This window comes from Nucisporomicrobium flavum (assembly GCF_016464385.1).
In the GTDB taxonomy this organism is placed as follows: Bacteria; Actinomycetota; Actinomycetes; order Mycobacteriales; family Micromonosporaceae; genus Actinoplanes; species Actinoplanes flavus_A.
Map to the genome: position 1 here is coordinate 106011 of NZ_JADMLH010000001.1, position 19476 is coordinate 125486.

The 19476-nt window shown below is 73.2% G+C and carries 19 protein-coding genes; 6 read left to right on the forward strand and 13 right to left on the reverse strand.

Annotated elements, in window-relative coordinates:
* Positions 1-52 precede the first annotated feature (52 nt).
* From IT780_RS00545 to IT780_RS00560, 4 genes are all read right to left on the reverse strand, one after another.
* Positions 53-994 carry an Acg family FMN-binding oxidoreductase gene (locus tag IT780_RS00545; protein WP_199509349.1) on the reverse strand — a complete coding sequence of 314 codons (942 nt, stop codon included), beginning with the start codon at positions 992-994 and terminating at the stop codon, positions 53-55.
* A gap of 1 nt (position 995) precedes the next feature.
* The gene (locus IT780_RS00550; RefSeq protein ID WP_199509350.1) at positions 996-1967 is read right to left on the reverse strand and encodes an Acg family FMN-binding oxidoreductase; all 972 of its coding nucleotides are present in this window, start codon (positions 1965-1967) and stop codon (positions 996-998) included.
* A 77-nt stretch (positions 1968-2044) separates the two neighbouring features.
* Positions 2045-3700, reverse strand: coding sequence for a sensor histidine kinase (locus IT780_RS00555; RefSeq protein ID WP_199509351.1), 1656 nt, complete (start codon positions 3698-3700; stop codon positions 2045-2047).
* 13 nt (positions 3701-3713) lie between these two features.
* On the reverse strand, positions 3714-4571 hold the full coding sequence (locus IT780_RS00560) for a universal stress protein (protein WP_199509352.1): 858 nt from the start codon (positions 4569-4571) through the stop codon (positions 3714-3716).
* A 153-nt stretch (positions 4572-4724) separates the two neighbouring features.
* Here IT780_RS00560 and IT780_RS00565 point away from each other — a divergent pair, with 153 nt between their 5' ends.
* Positions 4725-5366, forward strand: a complete 642-nt coding sequence (locus tag IT780_RS00565; RefSeq protein WP_199509353.1) for a response regulator — start codon at positions 4725-4727, stop codon at positions 5364-5366.
* A gap of 14 nt (positions 5367-5380) precedes the next feature.
* On the opposite strand, the gene IT780_RS00570 is transcribed toward IT780_RS00565, so the two are convergent.
* Entirely contained in the window at positions 5381-6301 is a 921-nt protein-coding gene (locus IT780_RS00570; RefSeq protein WP_199509354.1) for a nucleoside hydrolase, read from the reverse strand.
* A gap of 50 nt (positions 6302-6351) precedes the next feature.
* On the opposite strand from IT780_RS00570, the gene IT780_RS00575 reads away from it, so the two are divergent.
* A complete protein-coding gene (locus tag IT780_RS00575) occupies positions 6352-7308 on the forward strand; it encodes a TIGR03885 family FMN-dependent LLM class oxidoreductase (RefSeq protein ID WP_199509355.1) in 957 nt (318 codons plus the stop codon).
* A 29-nt stretch (positions 7309-7337) separates the two neighbouring features.
* On the opposite strand, the gene IT780_RS00580 is transcribed toward IT780_RS00575, so the two are convergent.
* The gene (locus tag IT780_RS00580; protein WP_199509356.1) at positions 7338-8207 is read right to left on the reverse strand and encodes a GNAT family N-acetyltransferase; all 870 of its coding nucleotides are present in this window, start codon (positions 8205-8207) and stop codon (positions 7338-7340) included.
* Positions 8208-8429: 222 nt separating this feature from the next.
* On the opposite strand from IT780_RS00580, the gene IT780_RS00585 reads away from it, so the two are divergent.
* Entirely contained in the window at positions 8430-9614 is a 1185-nt protein-coding gene (locus tag IT780_RS00585; protein WP_307830979.1) for an alginate lyase family protein, read from the forward strand.
* A gap of 26 nt (positions 9615-9640) precedes the next feature.
* Positions 9641-11827 carry an RICIN domain-containing protein gene (locus IT780_RS00590; protein ID WP_199509357.1) on the forward strand — a complete coding sequence of 729 codons (2187 nt, stop codon included), beginning with the start codon at positions 9641-9643 and terminating at the stop codon, positions 11825-11827.
* 53 nt (positions 11828-11880) lie between these two features.
* Here the strand turns inward: IT780_RS00590 and IT780_RS00595 are convergent, their stop codons facing one another.
* From IT780_RS00595 to IT780_RS00610, 4 genes are read right to left on the reverse strand one after another with little or no spacing between them, the layout of a single operon-like run.
* Entirely contained in the window at positions 11881-12657 is a 777-nt protein-coding gene (locus tag IT780_RS00595) for an ABC transporter permease (protein WP_199509358.1), read from the reverse strand.
* The gene (locus IT780_RS00600; RefSeq protein ID WP_199509359.1) at positions 12654-13583 is read right to left on the reverse strand and encodes an ATP-binding cassette domain-containing protein; all 930 of its coding nucleotides are present in this window, start codon (positions 13581-13583) and stop codon (positions 12654-12656) included. Before IT780_RS00600 ends, IT780_RS00595 begins: the two co-directional genes overlap by 4 nt.
* Positions 13580-14443, reverse strand: a complete 864-nt coding sequence (locus IT780_RS00605) for a DUF4097 family beta strand repeat-containing protein (RefSeq protein WP_199509360.1) — start codon at positions 14441-14443, stop codon at positions 13580-13582. The genes IT780_RS00600 and IT780_RS00605 overlap by 4 nt, the downstream gene beginning before the upstream one ends.
* A 47-nt stretch (positions 14444-14490) precedes the next feature.
* Positions 14491-15009, reverse strand: coding sequence for a type II toxin -antitoxin system TacA 1-like antitoxin (locus IT780_RS00610; protein WP_199509361.1), 519 nt, complete (start codon positions 15007-15009; stop codon positions 14491-14493).
* A 78-nt stretch (positions 15010-15087) separates the two neighbouring features.
* Between IT780_RS00610 and IT780_RS00615 the strand changes: the two genes are divergently transcribed.
* The gene (locus tag IT780_RS00615) at positions 15088-15711 is read left to right on the forward strand and encodes an SAM-dependent methyltransferase (protein ID WP_199509362.1); all 624 of its coding nucleotides are present in this window, start codon (positions 15088-15090) and stop codon (positions 15709-15711) included.
* A 281-nt stretch (positions 15712-15992) separates the two neighbouring features.
* Positions 15993-16448: a DoxX family protein gene (locus IT780_RS00620; protein ID WP_199509363.1), complete on the forward strand. Its 456-nt coding sequence runs from the start codon at positions 15993-15995 to the stop codon at positions 16446-16448.
* Between the two features lie 364 nt (positions 16449-16812).
* On the opposite strand, the gene IT780_RS00625 is transcribed toward IT780_RS00620, so the two are convergent.
* From IT780_RS00625 to IT780_RS00635, 3 genes are all read right to left on the reverse strand, one after another.
* Entirely contained in the window at positions 16813-17271 is a 459-nt protein-coding gene (locus IT780_RS00625) for a GNAT family N-acetyltransferase (protein WP_199509364.1), read from the reverse strand.
* A gap of 95 nt (positions 17272-17366) precedes the next feature.
* The gene (locus IT780_RS00630; RefSeq protein WP_199509365.1) at positions 17367-17804 is read right to left on the reverse strand and encodes an RDD family protein; all 438 of its coding nucleotides are present in this window, start codon (positions 17802-17804) and stop codon (positions 17367-17369) included.
* A 158-nt stretch (positions 17805-17962) separates the two neighbouring features.
* Positions 17963-19447 carry an SDR family NAD(P)-dependent oxidoreductase gene (locus tag IT780_RS00635; protein WP_199509366.1) on the reverse strand — a complete coding sequence of 495 codons (1485 nt, stop codon included), beginning with the start codon at positions 19445-19447 and terminating at the stop codon, positions 17963-17965.
* Positions 19448-19476 lie beyond the last annotated feature (29 nt).

Consider the following 19476-nt stretch of genomic DNA (forward strand, 5'->3'; position numbering starts at 1 on the left):
GGCGCGGTCCGGTGGTGGGGTGAGGGTCCGGCGGCGGGGCGAGGGCCGCGGATCAGTCCAGGACGTCCTCCACCGCGCGGCGGGGGGTCGGGCGGCCCGGCTGGCCGAAGCCGAGGCGCAGCGCGATCTGCGGCACCCCCGAGCGGCGCAACGAGCGGCGCAGGTGCTCGCGGGCGGCCGGCACCTCGATCGGCTGGGACATCATCGAGCTGGCCAGCCCGGCGTCGGTCGCGGTCAGCAGCACCCGCTGCAACGCCTGCCCGGCCGCGAGCTGGTCCACCGGCCGGTCCGCCGGCGTGCCCAGAACCGCCACGAGCGGCTCCGGTTCGAAGTCGCGGCCCGAGCCCCGGGGGCGGTCCGCGAAGGAACGCTGGGGGAGCAGGTCCTGCGGCTCGCCGGCGGGCGCGCCGGCGGTCACCGGTACGCCGTCGGGCGCGGCGTCCGCGTGCGTCCAGCCGATCATCTCCGCCTGGTAGGCCGGGTCGCGGCGCAGCACCCGGTCGGCGCTGCGGGCGATCTCGGCGAAACCGGACAGCGCGGTCATGCCCACCAGCAGGTCGAGCCAGCCGCCCTCGATCTGGGCCGCCTCGATCAGGCGGATGCGGGCCTCCGACGGCACCGGGTCGGGCCAGAACGGCTTCCGGTTGCTGAACCGGTGGGGGATCGCGGCGGCGAGGTCCGCCTCGGCGTACGTCGGCGGCCGCTCCGGGCCCGGCGTGAGCCGCGCGACGAGGTCGCCGTACGGGCGCAGGTCCACCTCGGCCGGCCGGCCCAGCGCCGCCAGCGCCAGCCGGGCGTTGAACGTGGCCGCGCCGCACGCGATCCGCACCGCCCAGCCGGCCGAGTCGGCGATCTCCAGCTGCCGGGAGCGGTCGGCGAGGACCTCGATAGCGCCGTCGCGCAGCCGGAAGCGCCACGGCTGTGAGTTGTGCAGCGACGGCGCGCGGATGCCCGCCGCGGCCGCGGCGTACAGATCGTTCTCGGTGTAGCCCATGTCAGCCCTCGACCTCGATGACGTCCGCCGCGTCCCGCCGCGGGGCGGCCGGCAGCTCGGTGGTGTCGTCGGCGTACCCGAGCCGGACCGCCACGTACGGCTCGCCCACGTCGGAGAGCAGGCGGCGCAGCAGGTGGCGGGGCCAGTCGACCTCGATGCTGTCGCTGAGCGGTGCGGTCGCCAGGCCCTCGGCGGTCGCCGCGAGCAGCAGCGCCGACAGGGCCTCGCCGCCGCGCAGCACGTCCGCCGGCCGGTCGCTGAGACCGAAGATGATCACGTACGCGGCGCCGGCGTCGTGCCCCGGCCCCGCCGACAGGCCCGCCTCGCCCTCCGGCGCGAAGTCGCGCACCGGCACGCGGCGCAGCGCCGGCTCGACGGCGGTGGCCGCCGGCACCCCGTCACCGGAGCCGGCCGGGCGGTTGGTCCACTGCCGCAGCTCCTCCCGGTACGCCGGGTCGGTGCGCTGGGTCTCGCCGGCGACGTCGGTGGCCGCCGCGAACAGGTACACCTCGTCGGGGCGTACGACGTGCAGGTAGGCGCCCTGGGCCTCGACGGCCCGGCGCAGGCCGCTGAGCTGGAGATCGGTGACCGGGCGTTCGCCGTACGCGCGCCGGTCGGTGCGCCGCCGCCCGGCAGCCGCGGCCATCCGCTTCGCCTCGGGGTCGGCCGGCCGCTGGCCGGTGAACGTGACGCGGGCGAGCAGGTCGGGCTCGCCGGGCTCCGGGAAGCGTTCCACGGCGGCGTGCGCCCCCGCGGCCGCCAGCGCCACGCGCGCGTGGTGCAGGGCCCCGCCGCAGCTGAGCAGCAGGAGGCGGCCCTCGGGGTCGGTGGCGGTCAGTGCGCGGGACCGGTCGGCGTACAGGCTCATCGTGTCGCCGGCGATCCGCCAGCGCCACGGCTGGGTGTTGAACACCGAGGGGGCGTGCAGCGACGTACGGGCCGCTGCGGCCAGGATCTCGGTCGTGCTGGTCATGGGGGGAACCTCCGGGTCGGTCACCTCTCAAAGGTGCCGTCCCGCAGGCCCGGCGATCAGGGCCGAAGGTCCCGAAATCAGCCGCCCAGCGGCGCCCGCCAGGTGACGACCGTCCCGCCGCCGGTCGCGGGGGTCACCTCGAAGACGCCGCCGAGGTCGCGGGCGCGCTCACCCATGTTGACCAGGCCGCCCCGGGCCGCGGCGGGGTCGGTGCCGACGCCGTCGTCCTCGACCCGGATCACCACCTCCTCGCCGTCCGCGCGTACCGAGACCCGGACGTTCTGCGCCTCGGCGTGCCGGGCCGCGTTGGACAGCGCCTCACGCACCACCGCGAGCAGCTCGGGCACCACGTCGTCGGGCACCGCGCTGTCGACCGGGCCGGTGACGTCGAGGACCGGGCGGAAGCCCAGCGTCCCGGTGGCGGCGTCGACCACCTGGCCCAGCTCGCGGCGCAGCGACGACCCGGCCGGCGCGGTCAGCTCGAAGATCGACCGGCGGATGTCGCGGATCGTCGCGTCGAGGTCGTCGACCGCTGCGTTGATCCGTTTGACCGCCTCGGGCCGCAGCGCGTGCGGCGCCGCCCCCTGCAGCTGCATGCCGGTCGCGAACAACCGCTGGATCACCACGTCGTGCAGGTCGCGGGCGATCCGCTCGCGGTCCTCGAGCACCACGAGCTGCTCGCGTTCCTCCTGCGCCCGGGCCCGTTCCAGGGCCAGCGTCGCCTGCCCGGCGAAGCTCGACAGCAGCGTCGAGTCGTCCTCGTCGCCCACGGCGGCCCCGGCCACGATCAGCACACCCTGCGGCATGTCCGCGCCGGCGAGCGGGGCGGACAGCGCCGGGCCGGCGGGTACGGGCCCCGGCCAGTCCGCGACGTCACGCAGGTCGATGCCCTCGGCGCTCAGCGCGTCCACGTCGACCGAGAGCACCCGCCCCACCATCGCGTCGGCGCCGTCGGCCACCTCGATCGTGTACCGGGCGCCGGTCTCGTCGGCGAGCAGCACGAGCACCAGCTCGGCCTCGGAGATCTCGCGGGCGCGCCGGGCGATCAGCCGCAGCGCCTCCTGACGGTTGACGGTGCCGAGCAGCACCGAGGTGATCTCCCCGGCCGCCGCGAGCCACCGTTCGCGCCGCCGGGCCAGGGCGAACAGCCGGGCGTTGTCGATCGCGACGCCGGCCGCGGCGGCCAGCGCCACCACGATCTCCTCGTCGTCCTCGGTGAACTCGCCGCCGCCGTTCTTCTCGGCCAGGTACAGGTTGCCGAAGATCTGGTCCCGTGTGCGGACGGGCACGCCCAGGAAACTGTGCATCGGCGGGTGGTTCGGCGGGAAGCCGTACGAGCGGGGGTGCTGGGTGATGTCGCGCAGCCGGACCGGCTCGGGGTGGGTGATGAGCAGGCCGAGCACGCCGCGCCCGTGCGGCAGGTCACCGATCTTCGCGTGCTCGGCGGGGTCGATCCCGTGGGTGATGAAGTCGGACAGGTCCTGCCGGTCGGGGCCGAGCACGCCCAGCGCGCCGTATTTCGCCCCGGCGAGCGAGCAGGCGGACACGACGATGCGCTCCAGCGTGCTGCGCAGGTCGAGGTCCCGGCTGATGCCGACGACGGCGTCGAGCAGGGCCCGCAGCCGTTCCCGGCTGGTCACCACCTCACCGACGCGGTCGAGCATCTCCTGGAGCAGTTCGTCCAGCCGGACCCGCGACAGCGGGGTGAGCCCCAGCGAGGGCGCCTCGTTCATGCCCTGATGCTATCTAGATCGATCCGCGGACCACGAGCACGGGGCAGCCCGCGTGGTGCAGCAGTTGCAGGCCGGTGGAGCCGAGCAGGGTGTTGACGACCGTGCCGTGGCCACGGCTGCCGACCACGACCAGGCGCGCGCTGTGCGACACGGCGACGAGCACGGCGGCGGCACCGTCGGGCGAGACGACGGCCTCGACGTCGACCTCCGGGTACTTCTCCCGCCACGGCGCCACCTCCTGCTCGAGGCGTTCCAGCTCCTCGGCGTGCACCCGGGGCACCGCGTTGTCGACGGCCGGGATGTCGCCGACCCACAGCGGCACCGGCGACGTGTACGACCGCACGATCGCGAGCGGCGCGTCCCGGTGGGAGGCGGCCTCGAAGGCGGCGCCGAGCACCCCGGACGCGGCGGGGGAGTCGTCCACGCCGGCGACGACGGGCCCGGAGGCGATCTCCGTACGCCCGCGCACCACCGCCACGGGGACTTGGGCGTGCGTGGCGACGCGCTGGCTGACCGAGCCGAGCAGCAGGCTGGCGAACCCGCCGCGGCCACGGTTGCCGACGACGAGCAGCGCGGCGTCCGCCTGCCCGAGCAGCGCGGTGACCGGGTCGCCGGGCACGGCGTGCGCCTCGATGCGGATGTGGAACGCGGCCGCGGCGCGGGCCTGCACCACCGCGGCGTCGAGCACGGCCTCGGTGAGGTGCCGTTCGTCCTGCGCGCCGGGCTGCGGCTCGTACGCGGACACGATGCGCAGCGGCACGTCGCGCCGGGCCGCCTCGCGGGCGGCCCACCGGACGGCGGCCTCGCCGGGCGCGGTGCCGTCGGTGCCGGCGACGATCGGGCGGGCGGTCGTGATGGCGGTCTGTTCCATGGGTTCATCGAACGCCGGTGCCCGGCCCGCGCGGCAGGGACGGCGGTCACCGGCGGCCGGGCCGTTCGGCCCATCGACGACTTTTGTGCGTTGTCGGCGACACAGGACGTTAGACTCTTGGTGTCCGGGCCCCGGCCCAGGTAGGAAGTACACATGATCCGTGTCTTTCTGCTCGACGACCACGAGGTGGTCCGTCGTGGGCTCGCCGACCTGCTGCACGCCGCCGGGGACATCGAGGTGGTGGGGGAGTCGGGCTCCGCGCAGGAGGCGGCGCGGCGCATCCCGGCGCTGCGTCCCGACGTGGCCGTGCTGGACGCGCGCCTGCCGGACGGCAACGGCATCGACGTGTGCCGCGACGTGCGGGCCGTCGACTCGTCGATCAAGGGCCTGATCCTCACGTCGTACGAGGACGACGAGGCGCTGTTCGCGGCGATCATGGCGGGCGCGTCGGGCTACGTGCTCAAGCAGATCCGCGGCACGGACCTGGTGGACGCGGTGCGCCGGGTGGCGTCCGGGCAGTCCCTGCTGGACCCGGCGGTGACCCAGCGGGTGCTCGAGCGGATCCGGCACGGCGTGGAGCAGCCCCGCGAGCTGGCCTCGCTGACCGACCAGGAGCGCCGCATCCTCGAGTACGTCGCGGAGGGGCTGACCAACCGCGAGATCGCCGGGAAGATGTTCCTCGCCGAGAAGACGGTGAAGAACTACGTCTCCAGCCTGCTCGCGAAGCTGGGCCTGGAGCGGCGCACCCAGGCCGCCGTGCTGGCGACCCGGCTGCTGGGCGAGCACCCGCACTGACCACGGCGCCGCTGTCAGCCGGCGGCCAGCACCAGCTCACGGATCCGCGGCACGGTGTCGTCCGCGACGTCGAGCACCACACGCGTCTGCCGCCCGGCGGACGCGTCTTCCACGACCGCGCCACGGCGGCCGTCGACCTCCACGCGCAGCCCGAGCATCGGGGCGTCCGAGAGGCCGGCGGCTCCCGTGAGGACCGCGGCGGCGAGCGGGTCGTGCAGCGGCACCCGCCGTTCCCCGAGCACCGGCTCGTAGTAGTCGAAGTAGCCGGTCAGCATCGCGGCCAGCGCCGTGCTCAGCGGCGTACCGTGCGCGCGCAGCGCCTCCTGGTCGCCGGGGCCGAACCGGTGCCGCATCGTCACGTCCAGCGGGACCAGCGTCACGGGCCAGGCCGCCGCCAGCACCTCCGCGGCCGCCTCCGGGTCGACGGCGATGTTCGCCTCGCTGTGCCCGGTGACGTTGCCCGGCACCCGCACCGCGCCGCCCATGACGGTCACGTCGCGGATCAGCTCGGGCAGGCGCGGTTCGCGGCGCAGGGCCATCGCCAGGTTCGTCAGCGGACCGGTCGCGAGGATCCGCAGCTCGCCCGGCCGGGCGCGGGCCAGCGCGAGGAGCAGATCGACGGCGGTCACGGGTACGGGCCCGGCCGCGGCCCGGGGCAGCTCCACGCCGCCGATCCCGTTGCCGCCGTGCACCACCGTGGCGTCGTGGGTGCTCGAGCCGTCGAGGGCGTGCCGGGCGCCGACCGCCACGGGCACACCACCGCGCCCGCCCAGCGCCAGCAGGTCGAGCGTGTTGCGGGCCGCCTGCGCCGCGCCGGTGTTGCCGGTGACCGTCCCGACGCCGAGCAGCTCGGCGTGCGGGGTGCCGAGCAGCAGCGCGATGGCGAGCGCGTCGTCCACGCCGGTGTCGCAGTCCAGGTAGATCGGGTCGCTCACACGGGCTCCCTCGGGTTGGGCGGGGACGGCTGCGGGTAGGTACGCGGCCCATGACGGAGTACGGAATCCATTGTTCGCACGAGCAGATCCCGCCCGCCGATCTTCTCGCAGCCGTGATAGCCGCCGAACGGGCGGGGTTCGACGCCGCCATGTGCTCGGACCACTTCTCGCCGTGGAGCGCGCGGCAGGGACAGTCCGCCTTCGCCTGGTCGTGGCTGGGTGCCGCGCTGCAGGCCACGAACCTGTCGTTCGGCGTGGTCAACGCGCCGGGACAGCGGTACCACCCGGCGATCATCGCGCAGGCCATCGGGACGCTCGGCGCGATGTACCCGGGCCGCTTCTGGGCGGCGCTGGGCACCGGCGAGTACAGCAACGAGCACATCACCGGCGGGCCGTGGCCCCGCAAGGAGGTCCGCAACGCCCGGCTGCGCGAGTGCGTCGACGTGATCCGGGACCTGCTCGCCGGCGAGGAGGTCACCCGGGACGGGCTTGTCACCGTGGACCGGGCCCGGCTGTGGACCCGGCCGCCGGAGCCGCCGCCGCTGATCGGGGCCGCGGTCAGCACCGAGACCGCCGCATGGTGCGCGCAGTGGGCCGACGGGCTGGTCACGGTCAACGCGCCGGAGGAGAAGCTGCGCGCGATGATCTCCGCGTACCGGGACGCCGGCGGCCGTGGACCGGTCTGCCTGCAGGTGCACCTGAGCTGGGCGGCGACCGAGTCCGAGGCCGAGGAGATCGCGTACGACCAGTGGCGCAGCAACATCTTCCCGCCGCCGGTCTGCTGGGACCTGGAGACCGCCGAGCACTTCGACGTCGTGTCGCAGAACGTGACGGTCGAGCAGGTCCGTTCGGTCGTCAACGTCTCCGCGGATCCGGACCGGCACACCGAGTGGCTGCGCGGGTACGCCGGCCTCGGCTTCGACCGCATCTACCTGCACCACGTCGGCCAGGACCTGAGCGACTTCGTGACGACGTTCGGCGCCAAGGTGCTGCCCGCGTTGCGCTGACGGGCTGAGCCGCCGGGGGACGGGCGGGGTCAGAGGTCGAGCTGGTAGAGCACCGACCAGTGGGTGGGCGCGTACCCCAGGGTGTCGTTCACCCGGCGCATCGCGACGTTGCTGTCCGCGGTGTCGGTGAGCAGCCCCGCGACGCCCGAGTGCGCCTCGCGGACGTGCAGGATCGCGGCCGCCTTCATCCAGCGTGCGAGACCCCGCCCGCGGTGCTCGGCCAGCACGCCGGTGCCGTAGTGCTGGGCGTCCCCGGTGCCCGTGCCCGGCACGACGAGCTCGGTGAAGCCCGCGACGCTCCCGTCGTCCTCACGGATCGCCGCCACGGTGCACAGGACGTCGCCGCGCCGGTCGATCGCCGCGGCGATGGCGCGTACCCGGTCGACGTCCCACTCCTCGGCGGCGACGTCGGTCTCGTCCATCGGCATGTCGTCCATCGCCCGCCGGGAGGCGGCGAACGAGGGCGCGAGGTCGCCCGCGACCGTGCCCTCCCAGCTGTGCAGGCGATATCCCGGGTGCGGCTCGCGCGCGAGGGCGGCGAGCCGGGCGAGGTCGGCGTCGGCGACGGCGAGTCGCGCGAAGGTCAGGTTCAGCACCGGCCGCATCCCGCGGGTGGCGAGGAACGGCGATCCGCCCGTGACCGGGCCTGCGGTGACCGACCGCCGTCCGAGCTTGCGCGCGGCGGCTGTCGCCGCCTCGAACAGGGCGGTGCCGACGCCGTGCCGGCGTTCCGCCGGGTGGACCGACACGTCGAGCTCGGCGCGGTGGTCGGCCCCGGGCGCGGTCGGTACCCGCAGGTACGCGATCCCCAGCGGCCGCCCGTCCTCCCCGGTGGCCACCCACGCCAGCCGGTACGACGACGAGCCCGGTTCGGTGTCCCGCAACGCTGTGATGTGCACGCCCCATTGTCGCGCGCCGGTGGTGCCGGGAAGCGCTTCCCACGCGCAACCGGTTCCGGGCCGGGAATCCGGCTGCGGTACACGAGAAAGCGCTCTCTCGACGGCGAACCTTTCGCCATCCTTAAGTCCGTCGATGCGCGCTTGACCGCGTCCGGTTCGCCGCGATTGAGTACCCGACTGTTAAGTGCCTTTCCGGTTCCCCGCCCCCACCGGGAGTTCCCCGTGCGTAGATTCCCCCGTCGCACCGCCCTGGCCGCCGGCACGCTCGTCGTGGCCGTGCTCGCCACGGTCGGCGTCCGCTTCACCGCCGACGCCGCCTCCACAGCCGCCTTCTCACATCCCGGAGTGCTGGTCAGCCGGGCGCAGCTCGACTTCGTCAAGGGCCGGGTCGCGGCCAAGGCGCAGCCCTGGCTCGCCGCGTACGACCAGATGAAGTCCAGCCGGTACGCCTCGCTGACGCGCACGCCGAAGCCCCGCGCGACCGTCGAGTGCGGGTCGTACTCCAACCCGAACAACGGCTGCACCGACGAGCGTGAGGACGCCATCGCCGCGTACACCGACGCGCTGACCTGGTACATCACCGGCGATGCGGCGTACGCCAGGAAGTCGATCGAACTGATGGACGCGTGGTCGGCGACCATCCGGAACCACACCAACAGCAACGCACCCCTGCAGACCGCGTGGGCCGGCTCGGTGTGGCCGCGCGCCGCCGAGATCATCAAGCACGCGTACGGGACGTGGCCGAACCAGGCCCGCTTCGCCGCCATGCTGCGCGACGTCTACCTGCCCGTGGTGATCCCCGGCATCCACAGCAACGGCAACTGGGAACTGTCCATGATGGAGGCGGCGGTCGGCATCTCCGTCTTCCTCGACGACCGCTCCAGCTACGACCGGGCCATCTCGCGGTTCAGGCTGCGTGCGGCCTCGTACATCTACATCGCCGCCGACGGCTCCCAGCCGAAGTACCCGCCGGCCGGCGGCATCGACACCCGGGCCGAGCTCGTCAGCTACTGGCAGGGGCAGAGCACGTTCGTCGACGGGCTCGCGCAGGAGACCTGCCGCGACTTCACCCACACGGGGTACGGCATCTCCGCCATCGCGCACGTCGCCGAGACCACCCGCATCCAGGGCGGCGACCTCTACCCCGATCTGCAGGACCGGCTGCGGCACACGCTCGGATTCCACACGAAATTCGAGAACGGTACGTCGGTGCCCTCGACCATCTGCGGCGGCACCGTGACGAAGGGCCTCGGACCGGTCACCGAGGTCGCGTACAACGCCCTGCACAACCGGATGGGCATCGCGATGAGCAACACCGAGACGTACACGGTGGCCAAGCGCCCGCAGGGCAGCAACAACCTGTTCGTCGCGTGGGAGACGCTCACCCACGCGAACAACCCCGCCTGACCCCCTCTCCCGCAAAGGTTCCCCGCATGAATCCCCGTGGAAAACGGCGTCTGATCGCCGTCCTCGCCTCGACAGCGGTCGTCGGCGGCCTCGGCGTCGCCGGCGTCACCACCGCCCTGGCCGCCACCACCGGCACGGTCGTCAGCTCCGCCAACGGCAAGTGCCTCGACGTGACCGACGGCTCCACCGCCAACGGCACCCTGCCCCAGATGTGGTCCTGCGCGAGCGGACCCAACCAGACCTGGACGTACGGCGACGACCAGTCGCTCAAGGGCCTCGGCAAGTGCCTCGACGTGGCCAACGGTGCCACGACCGACGGCGCTGCCGTGCACCTGTGGGACTGCTACGCCGGGCTCACCAGCCAGCAGTGGACGTACACTGCGGGCCGGGACCTGGTGAACGTCAAGTCCGGCAAGTGCCTCGACATCAAGGACAACAACCTCGCCGACGGCGCGAAGCTGCAGATCTGGAGCTGCTCCGGCGGGGCCAACCAGAAGTGGACGGTCAACGGCGCCACCACGCCCCCGACCACCACGCCCCCGACGGTCCCGCCCGGCACCGGCAACCCGGACCTCGGCCCGAACGTCACGATCTTCGACCCGTCCATGTCCGCGTCGACGATCCAGAACAAGCTCACCTCGGTCTTCAACCAGCAGGTCAGCAACCAGTTCGGCACCCAGCGGTACGCCCTGCTGTTCAAGCCGGGCAGCTACAACGTCGACGCCAACGTCGGCTTCTTCACCCAGGTCGCCGGTCTCGGCCTCAGCCCCGACCAGGTCACCATCAACGGCCGGGTGCACACCGAGGCCGACTGGTGGCCGGACGGCTCGCAGAACGCCACCCAGAACTTCTGGCGCTCCGCCGAGGGCCTGTCGGTCAACCCGACCGGCGGCCTCGACCGGTGGGCGGTCTCGCAGGCGGCGCCGTACCGGCGGATGCACGTGCGCGGCAACCTCGCGCTGTCCGACGGCGGCTGGTCGTCCGGCGGGTTCATGTCCGACACGAAGATCGACGGGCAGATCCAGTCGGGCTCGCAGCAGCAGTGGCTGACCCGCAACTCGCAGATGGGCAGCTGGTCCGGCTCCAACTGGAACCAGGTCTTCGTCGGTGCCCAGGGCGCGCCGGCGAACAGCTTCCCGTCGCCGCCGTACACGACCGTGGCGCAGACCCCGAAGGTCGCCGAGAAGCCGTACCTGTACGTCGACGCGAGCGGGAACTACCAGGTGTTCGTCCCCTCGGTGCGCAGCAACTCGTCCGGCACCACGTGGGCGAACGGCACCCCGGCGGGCACCTCGCTGCCGATCAGCAGCTTCTACGTGGTCAAGCCCGGTGACACCGCGGCGAGCATCAACGCGGCCCTCGCGTCCGGCAAGAACCTGCTCGTCACGCCGGCCACGTACCACCTGAACGCGCCGATCACCGTGACCCGGCCCGGCACCGTCGTGCTGGGGCTGGGCCTCGCCACGTTCGTACCCGACAACGGCGTCACCGCCATGACCGTCGCCGACGTCGACGGCGTCCGGGTGGCCGGCCTGCTCCTCGACGCCGGCACCACCAACTCGCCGGTGCTCATGGAGGTCGGCCCGAACGGGGCGGCCGCCGACCACTCGGCCAACCCGACCGTCCTCTCCGACGTGTTCTTCCGCATCGGCGGGCAGATCGCCGGCAAGGCCTCGGTGTCCCTGCGGATCAACAGCGACGACGTCATCGGCGACCACGCGTGGATCTGGCGCGCCGACCACGGCAACGGCGGCACGGTCGGCTGGACGATCAACACGGCGGCCAACGGGCTCGTGGTCAACGGCGACGACGTCACGTTCTACGGCCTCTTCGTCGAGCACTACCAGCAGTACCAGACGATCTGGAACGGCGAGAACGGGCGCACGTACTTCTACCAGAACGAGATGCCGTACGACCCGCCGAACCAGGCTGCGTACATGAACGGCTCGACGCAGGGCTGGGCGGCGTACAAGGTGGCCGACTCGGTCACCAACCACCAGGCGTGGGGGCTGGGCAGCTACTGCTACTTCAACGTCAACCCGTCGGTGGCCAACGCCCGCGCCTTCGAGGTGCCGGCCAAGCCGGGCATCAAGTTCACGAACATGGTGACCGTGTCGCTCGGCGGCACCGGCACGATCTCGCACGTCATCAACACCAAGGGCGCCGCGGTCACCAGCGGCCACCAGGTCGAGAACCTGGTCAGCGGGCCCTGACCGGACGGCACGCCGCGGCCCGCCCGGGAGGTCCCGGGCGGGCCGCCCCCGTCTCAGCGCTGCTTGTTGTAGTTCCACTTCGCCCACACGTACCCGGCGAGCGCGATGGCGGCGCACCAGGCCGCCGACGCGGCCAGGTCCGCGCCGACCGGCGTGCCGGCGAGCAGGCCCCGGACCGTCTCCATGATCGGCGTGTACGGCTGGTACTCGGCGAACTGCCGCAGCCCGGCGGGCATGGTGTCGGTCGGGACGAAACCGCTGCCCAGGAACGGGAGCAAGGTCAGCGGGAGGGGAGTGTTGCTCGCCTCCTCGACGGTCTTCGCCGCCATGCCGAGCGCCACCCCCAGCCAGGTGAACGCGAAGCTCACCATCGTCAGCACCGCCAGCACGCCCAGCCAGGCGCCCGGCCCCGCGTCGCTGCGGAAGCCCACGGCGACCGCGATGCCGACCACGATCACCAGGCCGATCAGCGTCTGGATGATGCTGCCCAGCACGTGCCCGGTGAGCACGGAGACGCGGGCGATCGCCATCGTGCGGAAGCGGGCCACGATGCCCTCGGTCATGTCCATGGCCACCGACACCGACGTCCCGGTGGCCGCGCCGCCGATGGTCATCAGCAGGATGCCCGGCAGCACGTACGTCAGGTATTCGGCGCGGCCACCGCCCAGCCCGGCGCCGAGCGTCCCGCCGAAGACGAAGACGAACAGAAGCAGGAAGATCACCGGCATCCCGGCGAGCATGACCGTCATCGCCGGGTACCGCCGCATGTGCCGCAGGTTGCGGCGCAGCATCGTGCTCGAGTCGCGGACCGCGAGGGCGAGGCTGCTCATCGGGCGGGCTCCTTCGGTGTCGTCGAGGCGGTCAGCGCGAGGAACACGTCGTCGAGGTCCGGCGTGTGCAGGGCCAGCGCGTCGAGCTCGATGCCGGCTTCGTCCAAAGTGGTCAGCAGCGCCCGCAGCGACGCCACGCCGCCGTCGCCGGGCACGTCGAGCGTCAGGCCGTCCGGCGGCACGGGAAGATCGAGCAGTCGGGCGGCCCCCCGCAAGCCGTCCGCGCCGGCGAAGGTGAGGCTGACGTGGCCGCCCGGCACCAGGCGCTTCAGCTCCGCGGCGGTGCCCTCGGCCACGATCCGGCCGCCGTGCAGCACCGCGATCCGGTCGGCGAGCTCGTCGGCCTCCTCCAGGTACTGCGTCGTCAGGAAGACCGTCACCCCACCGGCGACCAGGCCGCGGATCGTGTCCCAGACCGCGCGGCGGCTGCGCGGATCCAGCCCGGTCGTGGGTTCGTCCAGGAACAGCACCCGCGGGCTGCCCATCAGCCCCATGGCGATGTCGAGGCGCCGCCGCATCCCGCCCGAGTACGCCGACGCGACCCTGTGCGCCGCGTCCACCAGGTCGAACCGCTCCAGCAGCGCCGCCGCCCGCTCCCGGCCCGTCCGCCGGTCCAGGTGGTGCAGGTCGGCCATGAGCAGCAGGTTCTCCTCGCCGGTCAGGAAACCGTCCACGGCGGCGAACTGCCCGGTGACACCGATCGCGGCGCGTACGGCGTCCGGGTCGGTCCGCGGGTCGGCGCCGGCCACCCGGATCTCACCGCCGTCCGGGCGCAGCAGGGTGGTGAGGAGGCTGACCGTGGTGGTCTTGCCGGACCCGTTGGGCCCGAGCAGGGCGAAGATCGAGCCCGCCGGGACGTCCAGGCCGATGCCGTCGAGGACCGTGTGGTTCCCGTACGCCTTACGCAGCCCCGTCGCCGTGATCATGCGGCTTGCTGCCGGGACGGGCGGACGATCGAGATGTTGCCGAACGACGTGCGGGCCCGGACCTCCACCTTGTTCTCGCCGGGCTCCGCGGCACCGCCGGCGGCAAGCTGGTTCTGCACCTTGCCGAAGGAGGTGTGCAGATCCAGGTACGCCGCGGTGCCCTCGGCGATGCCGACCTGAAGCTCGCCGACGGCGGTCTGCACCGAGACGGTGCCCCGCACGACCTCGGCCACGCGGACACTGCCGTTGGCCGTCGACGCGGTGATGTCGCCCTCGGCGTGGCCCACGACGATGTCGCCGTTCGCCGCCTTGACGTTGATGTCGCCGGCCACCCAGTCGACGCGGGTGTCGCCGTTGGAGTTGCGGACCACGGCGGAACCCCGGATCGCGCCGACGTGCAGGCTGCCCGAGGCGGTGCTCGCGTGGGTGTCACCCTCGGCGGTCCGCACCTCGACCGTGCCGGCGGACGTGTTGAGTTGCAGCGCGCCGGTGTGCTCGAGCCGTACGTCACCGGTCGCGGTCTTGATCCGCGTCTCGCCCAGCGTCCCGGTGCCGTGGAACGTGCCGATGGCGGCGCCCGCGTGCAGCCGGGAGCCGGTCGGGAGGCCGATCCGCAGGTCGATCGAGCCGGTCTTCCCGAACAGCCCGAGGCTGCGCTGCTTCGGCGTCTTCACCAGCAGCTCGCCGTCGGCGTACTCGATGCGGGTCTGCTCGGCGGCCCGGACGTCGTGGTCGGAGGCGGGGTTGCTGGGCCGGACCTCGACGACGGTGTCCGGGCGGTCGCTCGCCGCGACGCGGACGTCCGCGACGACCAGCTCGAGCGTGGCGGTGATGGGCTGGGGGGTGTCGAACGTGGGCATGGTGGTCCCTTCCGGGGGAGTCGAGATGGTCGTCCAGGGGTGAGGAGTCAGCGGGCCCAGCCGGTGTAGCGCTGGCCCCCGAAGGCGTGGCTCGAGGTGACCGTGGGAGCGGCCGCCGGCTGCTGGGCCGCCGCACTCGCGGCGCGCACCAGCCAGGCGTTCACGGAGAGCCCGTCACGGGCCGCGGCCTGCTCGATACGGGACTTGAGCTGCTCCGAGAGGCGGAAGTTGATCCGGGAGACGCCACCCTCCTCGCCGTCGGGCGGCGGCGGTGACGCCGGCATGGCGCCATATGGCATCACCTCTGGTGCCGGAGCCTCCACCGGGGGGAGGGTGACGACGAAGGCGGGGTCGCCGGCACGCAGGCGCACCTCGACCGATCCGGGCGCCAGGTCGCTGGTGATCTCGTCTGCCGCGGCGGAGAGCGCGTCGAGCAGCGCCAGCCGGAAAGCCGACTCCATCGGTGCGGTGAGGCGTTCGGCCAGCGCCCGGGCCTCGGAACCACCGAGCTCGGCCGCCGATGCCAGCTCCTCCCGGAGCCGGGAGACGTACGTTGTCAGGTCCATGGCACCACTATGGCACCACTGTGGCGCCACCACAATGGCTTTCGGGAAGTGTCGTACCGGGCTGCCATAGTGCCCGCCATGGATTGGGCGGCCTGGCACGACGACTACGACGACCCCGCGAGCGCGCTCGCCCGCAGGCTGGAGTGGGTGCGCGCGGCGATCCGGACCTGGCTGGACGCGGCGCCGCCCGGACCGCTGACGGCCATCAGCCTGTGCGCCGGACAGGCCCGCGACCTGATCGGCGCGCTCGCCGGGCACCCCCGGGCCGCCGATGTCCGCGCCCTCCTCGTCGAGATGGACCCGCGCAACGCCGCGTACGCGAGAACCGCCGCGGAGGCGGTCGGGCTGGCAGGCGTCGAGGTGGTCGAGGACGACGCCGGCCGCACCGACCGGTACGCCGGGGTGGCGCCGGCGCACCTCGTGCTGGTGTGCGGCGTCTTCGGCAACATCTCCGACGCGGACGTCTCGGCGACGATCTCCGCGTGTGCCGCCCTCTGCCGCGAGAACGGCACGGTGGTGTGGACCCGGCACCGGCGAACGCCGGACCTCGTGCCCGTGATCTGCGAATGGTTCGAGACCCGCGGGTTCGAGCGGGTGGCCGTCGCGGGGGACGGGTTCGGGGCGGGGGTGCACCGGCGGGTGCTGCCGGCGGCGCGACTGGCGCCCGGGGTGCGCATGTTCACGTTCCGGGATCGGCGGTGAGGCCTCGCTGTCCGGGGTGGTGCTTCGGGGCGAGCGGTCCCGGGGCGTTGCGTTCGGGGCGAGCTGATCTGGGGGCGGTGCTTTGAGGGCGGCGGTCTCTTGTGGAGCGGCTCTCGTGCCGCGGGCGCCCGAGTCGGCAGGTGGCCCGGCGTGACCGCTGTCCCGCTGGGTGGGAGCGCTCCCATGTAGTGGCCACGAAGTTGAAGCTTATCGTTGTTTTCCGGCGCTCCGGCTCTCTACCCTGCGGGCATTCCCATCGCTCCGTCCCCCGAAGGAGAGCCATGTTCCCCCACCGCTACGCCGCACCGATGTGGTCACTGTTCCGCATCGTCGTCGGCTTCCTCTTCATGTGCCACGGCCTCGCCACCGTCTTCGGGGTCCTCGGCGGCAACCGCGGCACCGGCCAGGCGCTCGAGGCCGGCACCTGGCCCGGCTGGTACGCCGGCGTGATCCAGCTCGTCTGCGGCGCCCTCGTGCTCGCCGGGCTCGGCACCCGGCCCGCCGCGATCCTGGCGTCCGGCTCCATGGCGTACGCGTACTTCACGGTCCACCAGCCCGAGGCCCTCATGCCGATCCAGAACGGCGGCGTCACCCCGGCGCTGTACGCCTGGTCCTTCCTCATGATCGCCGTCCTGGGCGCCGGCCCGTGGTCCCTCGACGCGCTCATCGCCCGGCGTCGCGGTGCGGCCGAGCCGGTGCCCGCCGACCGGGGCGAGCTGGCCGCGACCCGCCGCTAGAACCACCACCCGGCCCGCCATCGCGCCTCCCGCGCGGCGGCGGGCCGCTGTGTGGGCCGGGCCGGCTTTTCGCCGTGTGAGCCGGGCTGTGTGGGCTGGGCTGGGCGGGCTTCGCTGTGTGGGCTGGGCTGGGCTGGGCTGGGCTGGGCTGGGCGGGCTGGCTTGGGCTGGGCTGGGCTGGCGGGCTGGCGGGTTGGCTTCGCTGTGTGGGCTGGGCTGGGCTGGGCTGTGCGGGCTGGGCTGTGCGGGCTGCCTACTGCCACGGCTGCCCGGCCCGTCGGCTGCCAGCATGCTGTGCGACTTCGGTCGGTCGGTCGGGCCGGCTGGTCGTTGCTGGGTGGATGGCCGCCGGCGGCGAACGGTGTCAGCGCGGTGGTTCGACCGGCTTGCTGAAGTAGACCCGCCGGAAGCCGTTCTCCGCGACGCGGTGCGTCTCCACGTACCCGCGCCGGGGGTAGTAGGCGAGGTTCTCCGTCATCAGCTCGTTCGTGCAGAGGCGCACCTCCGGCCGGCCGCCCTGCCGTGCCTGCTCCTCCGCGAATTCCAGCAACCGGCCGCCGACGCCCCGCCCCTGCACGTCCGGTGACACGGCGACGGTGTCCAGCAGCAGGTGATCGTCGTGCTGCACCAGGAGGGCCAGGCCGACGATCTCCCCGGCCTCGACCGCGACCCACACCTGGCCGGCGCTGACCGCCTCCGGGTAGTCGTTGTGCATCGGCGCCGGGTCGCAGCCGAGGCGGGGCACGTACTTCTCGAACGCCGCCGCCGTCAGTCGTCGCAGCGTGTCGACGTCGGCGGCCGTCGCCGGGCGCACGATGAGCACGGGCTGACGATAGACCAGGATCGTTCCAGCAGGGAGCCGGCGCCGGGAGCCGGAGCCGCGAGCCGCGAGCTGGATGTGGAGCTGCGGCGTGGGGGTCAGGGCCGGATGACCAGGGTCTTGGCGGCCATGTCGCCCAGGCGGCGGCGGTTCTTCGAGTTCACCACGATGATCAGCGCGACGAGGTAGCCGGCGATGCCGTCGATCAGCCGCGCCAGCGTGCGGACGAAGCCGGACAGCAGACCCGGGCGGCCGCCCGTCTCGGCGTCCACCACTCGGATGCCGGTGATGAGCTTGCCGACCGTACGGCCGGTGAGGCCTTCCAGCACGATGTAGTAGAGCGCGGCGATGACGAAGAGCCACCGGTTCTGGCGGGTGGAGATCTCGGTCAGGTCGAAGTCCCACCATGCCTTGCCGCTGTCGAGGAACCACGCGAGGGCGCCGTTGACGAGGCCGAACACGATGCCGTCGATGAAGGTGGCCACGATCCGCCGGCCGGTCACGCGGACGTCCGGCTTCGTCGCTGCGTAGGTCATGGCTAGATCATGACGGACGGCCGCCAGCCGGACGCGCGCGAACGAGGCCCGTCCGGCCAGGTCTGACCGCCCGGGCGGACGGGTTGCCCGCCCGCCCCGGGACGGAAGGCGGCGGCGCCGCCGGCGAAGGCAGTCCTGCGGCGGCCCGTAGCCTGAGATCACCAGGCTACGGGGGCGTAGTCCTTCAGGAAGCAGCCGTACACGTCTTCGCCCTGCTCGCCGCGGACGATCGGGTCGTAGACGCGGGCCGCGCCGTCGACCAGGTCGAGGGGGGCGTGGAAGCCCTCGTCCGCGAGGCGCATCTTGGTCGGGTGGGGGCGTTCGTCGGTGATCCAGCCGGTGTCCACACTGGTCATCAGGATGCCGTCGGCGAACATGTCGTCCGCGCTGGTGCGCGTCAGCATGTTGAGTGAGGCCTTGGCCATGTTGGTGTGCGGGTGGCCCGCTCCCTTGTAGCCGCGGCTGAAGATGCCTTCCATCGCCGACACGTTGACGACGTAGCGGCGGGGGAAGGGGGACCGCGTCATCGCCGGGCGGAGGCGGCTGACGAGGATGAACGGCGCGGTGACGTTGCAGAGCTGGACCTCGAGGAGTTCGAGGGCGCCGACCTCGTGGACGCGGTCGCTCCAGCTGTTGGTGGGTGCCAGGTCCGGCACCAGGCCGCCGGCGTCGACCGCGGTGGCCGCCGCGATGCGTTCCGGGCTCGCCGAGCCCGCGGTGAGCGCCAGCGCCGTCAGCGCGTGCGGGCTGAACGTCGCGCCCGCGTCCGGGCCGGTGAGGGCGGCCGGGTGGGCGGTGGCCCGGCCGCCGACGTACTCCAGCTCCGGGAGGGGGCCGCCGGGCAGCGGCGCGGACTCCGCCGCGACCAGGGAGGCGTACGAGCCCGGCGAGCGGCGTACGGTCTGGGCCGCGTTGTTGATCAGGATGTCCAGGGGCCCGCGGGCGGCGACCGAGTCGGCGAGGGCGACCACCTGGGCCGGGTCCCGCAGGTCGATGCCGACGACGCGGAGCCGGTGCAGCCAGTCGGCGCTGTCCGGCATGGCGGCGAAGCGGCGCACCGCGTCGTGCGGGAAGCGGGTGGTGATCGTGGTGTCGGCGCCGTCGCGCAGCAGCCGCAGCGCGATGTACATGCCGATCTTCGCCCGGCCGCCGGTGAGCAGCGCCCGGCGCCCGGTGAGGTCGGTGCGGGCGTCGCGGCGGGCGTGGTTCAGCGCCGCGCACGCCGGGCAGAGCTGGTGGTAGAACGCGTCGACCTGCACGTACCGCTGCTTGCAGATGTAGCAGCCGCGCGGCTGCTTGAGGGTCCCGGCCGTCCGCGTGCTCGTGGACGTGCTCAGCGGGATGCCGGCGGTCTCGTCGTCGATGCGGCTCGGCGCGCCCGTCGCGGTCGCCTCGGTGACCGCGCGGTCGTGTTCGAGGATCGCGTCGCGGCGGTCCCGGCGGCGGCGCAGCTTCACCGTCTTGAACAGACCCGCGGTGGCCCGGCGTACGGCGACCGCGTCGGGGTGTTCCGGGTCCAGAGCCTCCGCCTGGGCGATCACCTCGAGGCACAGGGCGAGCCGGTCGGGGTCGATCCCCGGTGCGTGCGGCGCACGGCGGGCGTGGCCGCCGGAGGTGGCGGTCTCGTCGGCTGTCGCGGTCATCCTCTTCCGTCCCGGTAGGTCGTCACTCC

Excerpts from the sequence above, each read along its gene's own strand:
- IT780_RS00545 (WP_199509349.1), bottom strand. The coding sequence starts at position 994 with ATGGGCTACACCGAGAACGATCTGTACGCCGCGGCCGCGGCGGGCATC.
- IT780_RS00550 (WP_199509350.1), bottom strand. The coding sequence starts at position 1,967 with ATGACCAGCACGACCGAGATCCTGGCCGCAGCGGCCCGTACGTCGCTG.
- IT780_RS00555 (WP_199509351.1), bottom strand. The coding sequence starts at position 3,700 with ATGAACGAGGCGCCCTCGCTGGGGCTCACCCCGCTGTCGCGGGTCCGG.
- IT780_RS00560 (WP_199509352.1), bottom strand. The coding sequence starts at position 4,571 with ATGGAACAGACCGCCATCACGACCGCCCGCCCGATCGTCGCCGGCACC.
- IT780_RS00565 (WP_199509353.1), top strand. The coding sequence starts at position 4,725 with ATGATCCGTGTCTTTCTGCTCGACGACCACGAGGTGGTCCGTCGTGGG.
- IT780_RS00575 (WP_199509355.1), top strand. The coding sequence starts at position 6,352 with ATGACGGAGTACGGAATCCATTGTTCGCACGAGCAGATCCCGCCCGCC.
- IT780_RS00590 (WP_199509357.1), top strand. The coding sequence starts at position 9,641 with ATGAATCCCCGTGGAAAACGGCGTCTGATCGCCGTCCTCGCCTCGACA.
- IT780_RS00595 (WP_199509358.1), bottom strand. The coding sequence starts at position 12,657 with ATGAGCAGCCTCGCCCTCGCGGTCCGCGACTCGAGCACGATGCTGCGC.
- IT780_RS00600 (WP_199509359.1), bottom strand. The coding sequence starts at position 13,583 with ATGATCACGGCGACGGGGCTGCGTAAGGCGTACGGGAACCACACGGTC.
- IT780_RS00605 (WP_199509360.1), bottom strand. The coding sequence starts at position 14,443 with ATGCCCACGTTCGACACCCCCCAGCCCATCACCGCCACGCTCGAGCTG.
- IT780_RS00610 (WP_199509361.1), bottom strand. The coding sequence starts at position 15,009 with ATGGACCTGACAACGTACGTCTCCCGGCTCCGGGAGGAGCTGGCATCG.
- IT780_RS00615 (WP_199509362.1), top strand. The coding sequence starts at position 15,088 with ATGGATTGGGCGGCCTGGCACGACGACTACGACGACCCCGCGAGCGCG.
- IT780_RS00620 (WP_199509363.1), top strand. The coding sequence starts at position 15,993 with ATGTTCCCCCACCGCTACGCCGCACCGATGTGGTCACTGTTCCGCATC.
- IT780_RS00630 (WP_199509365.1), bottom strand. The coding sequence starts at position 17,804 with ATGACCTACGCAGCGACGAAGCCGGACGTCCGCGTGACCGGCCGGCGG.
- IT780_RS00635 (WP_199509366.1), bottom strand. The coding sequence starts at position 19,447 with ATGACCGCGACAGCCGACGAGACCGCCACCTCCGGCGGCCACGCCCGC.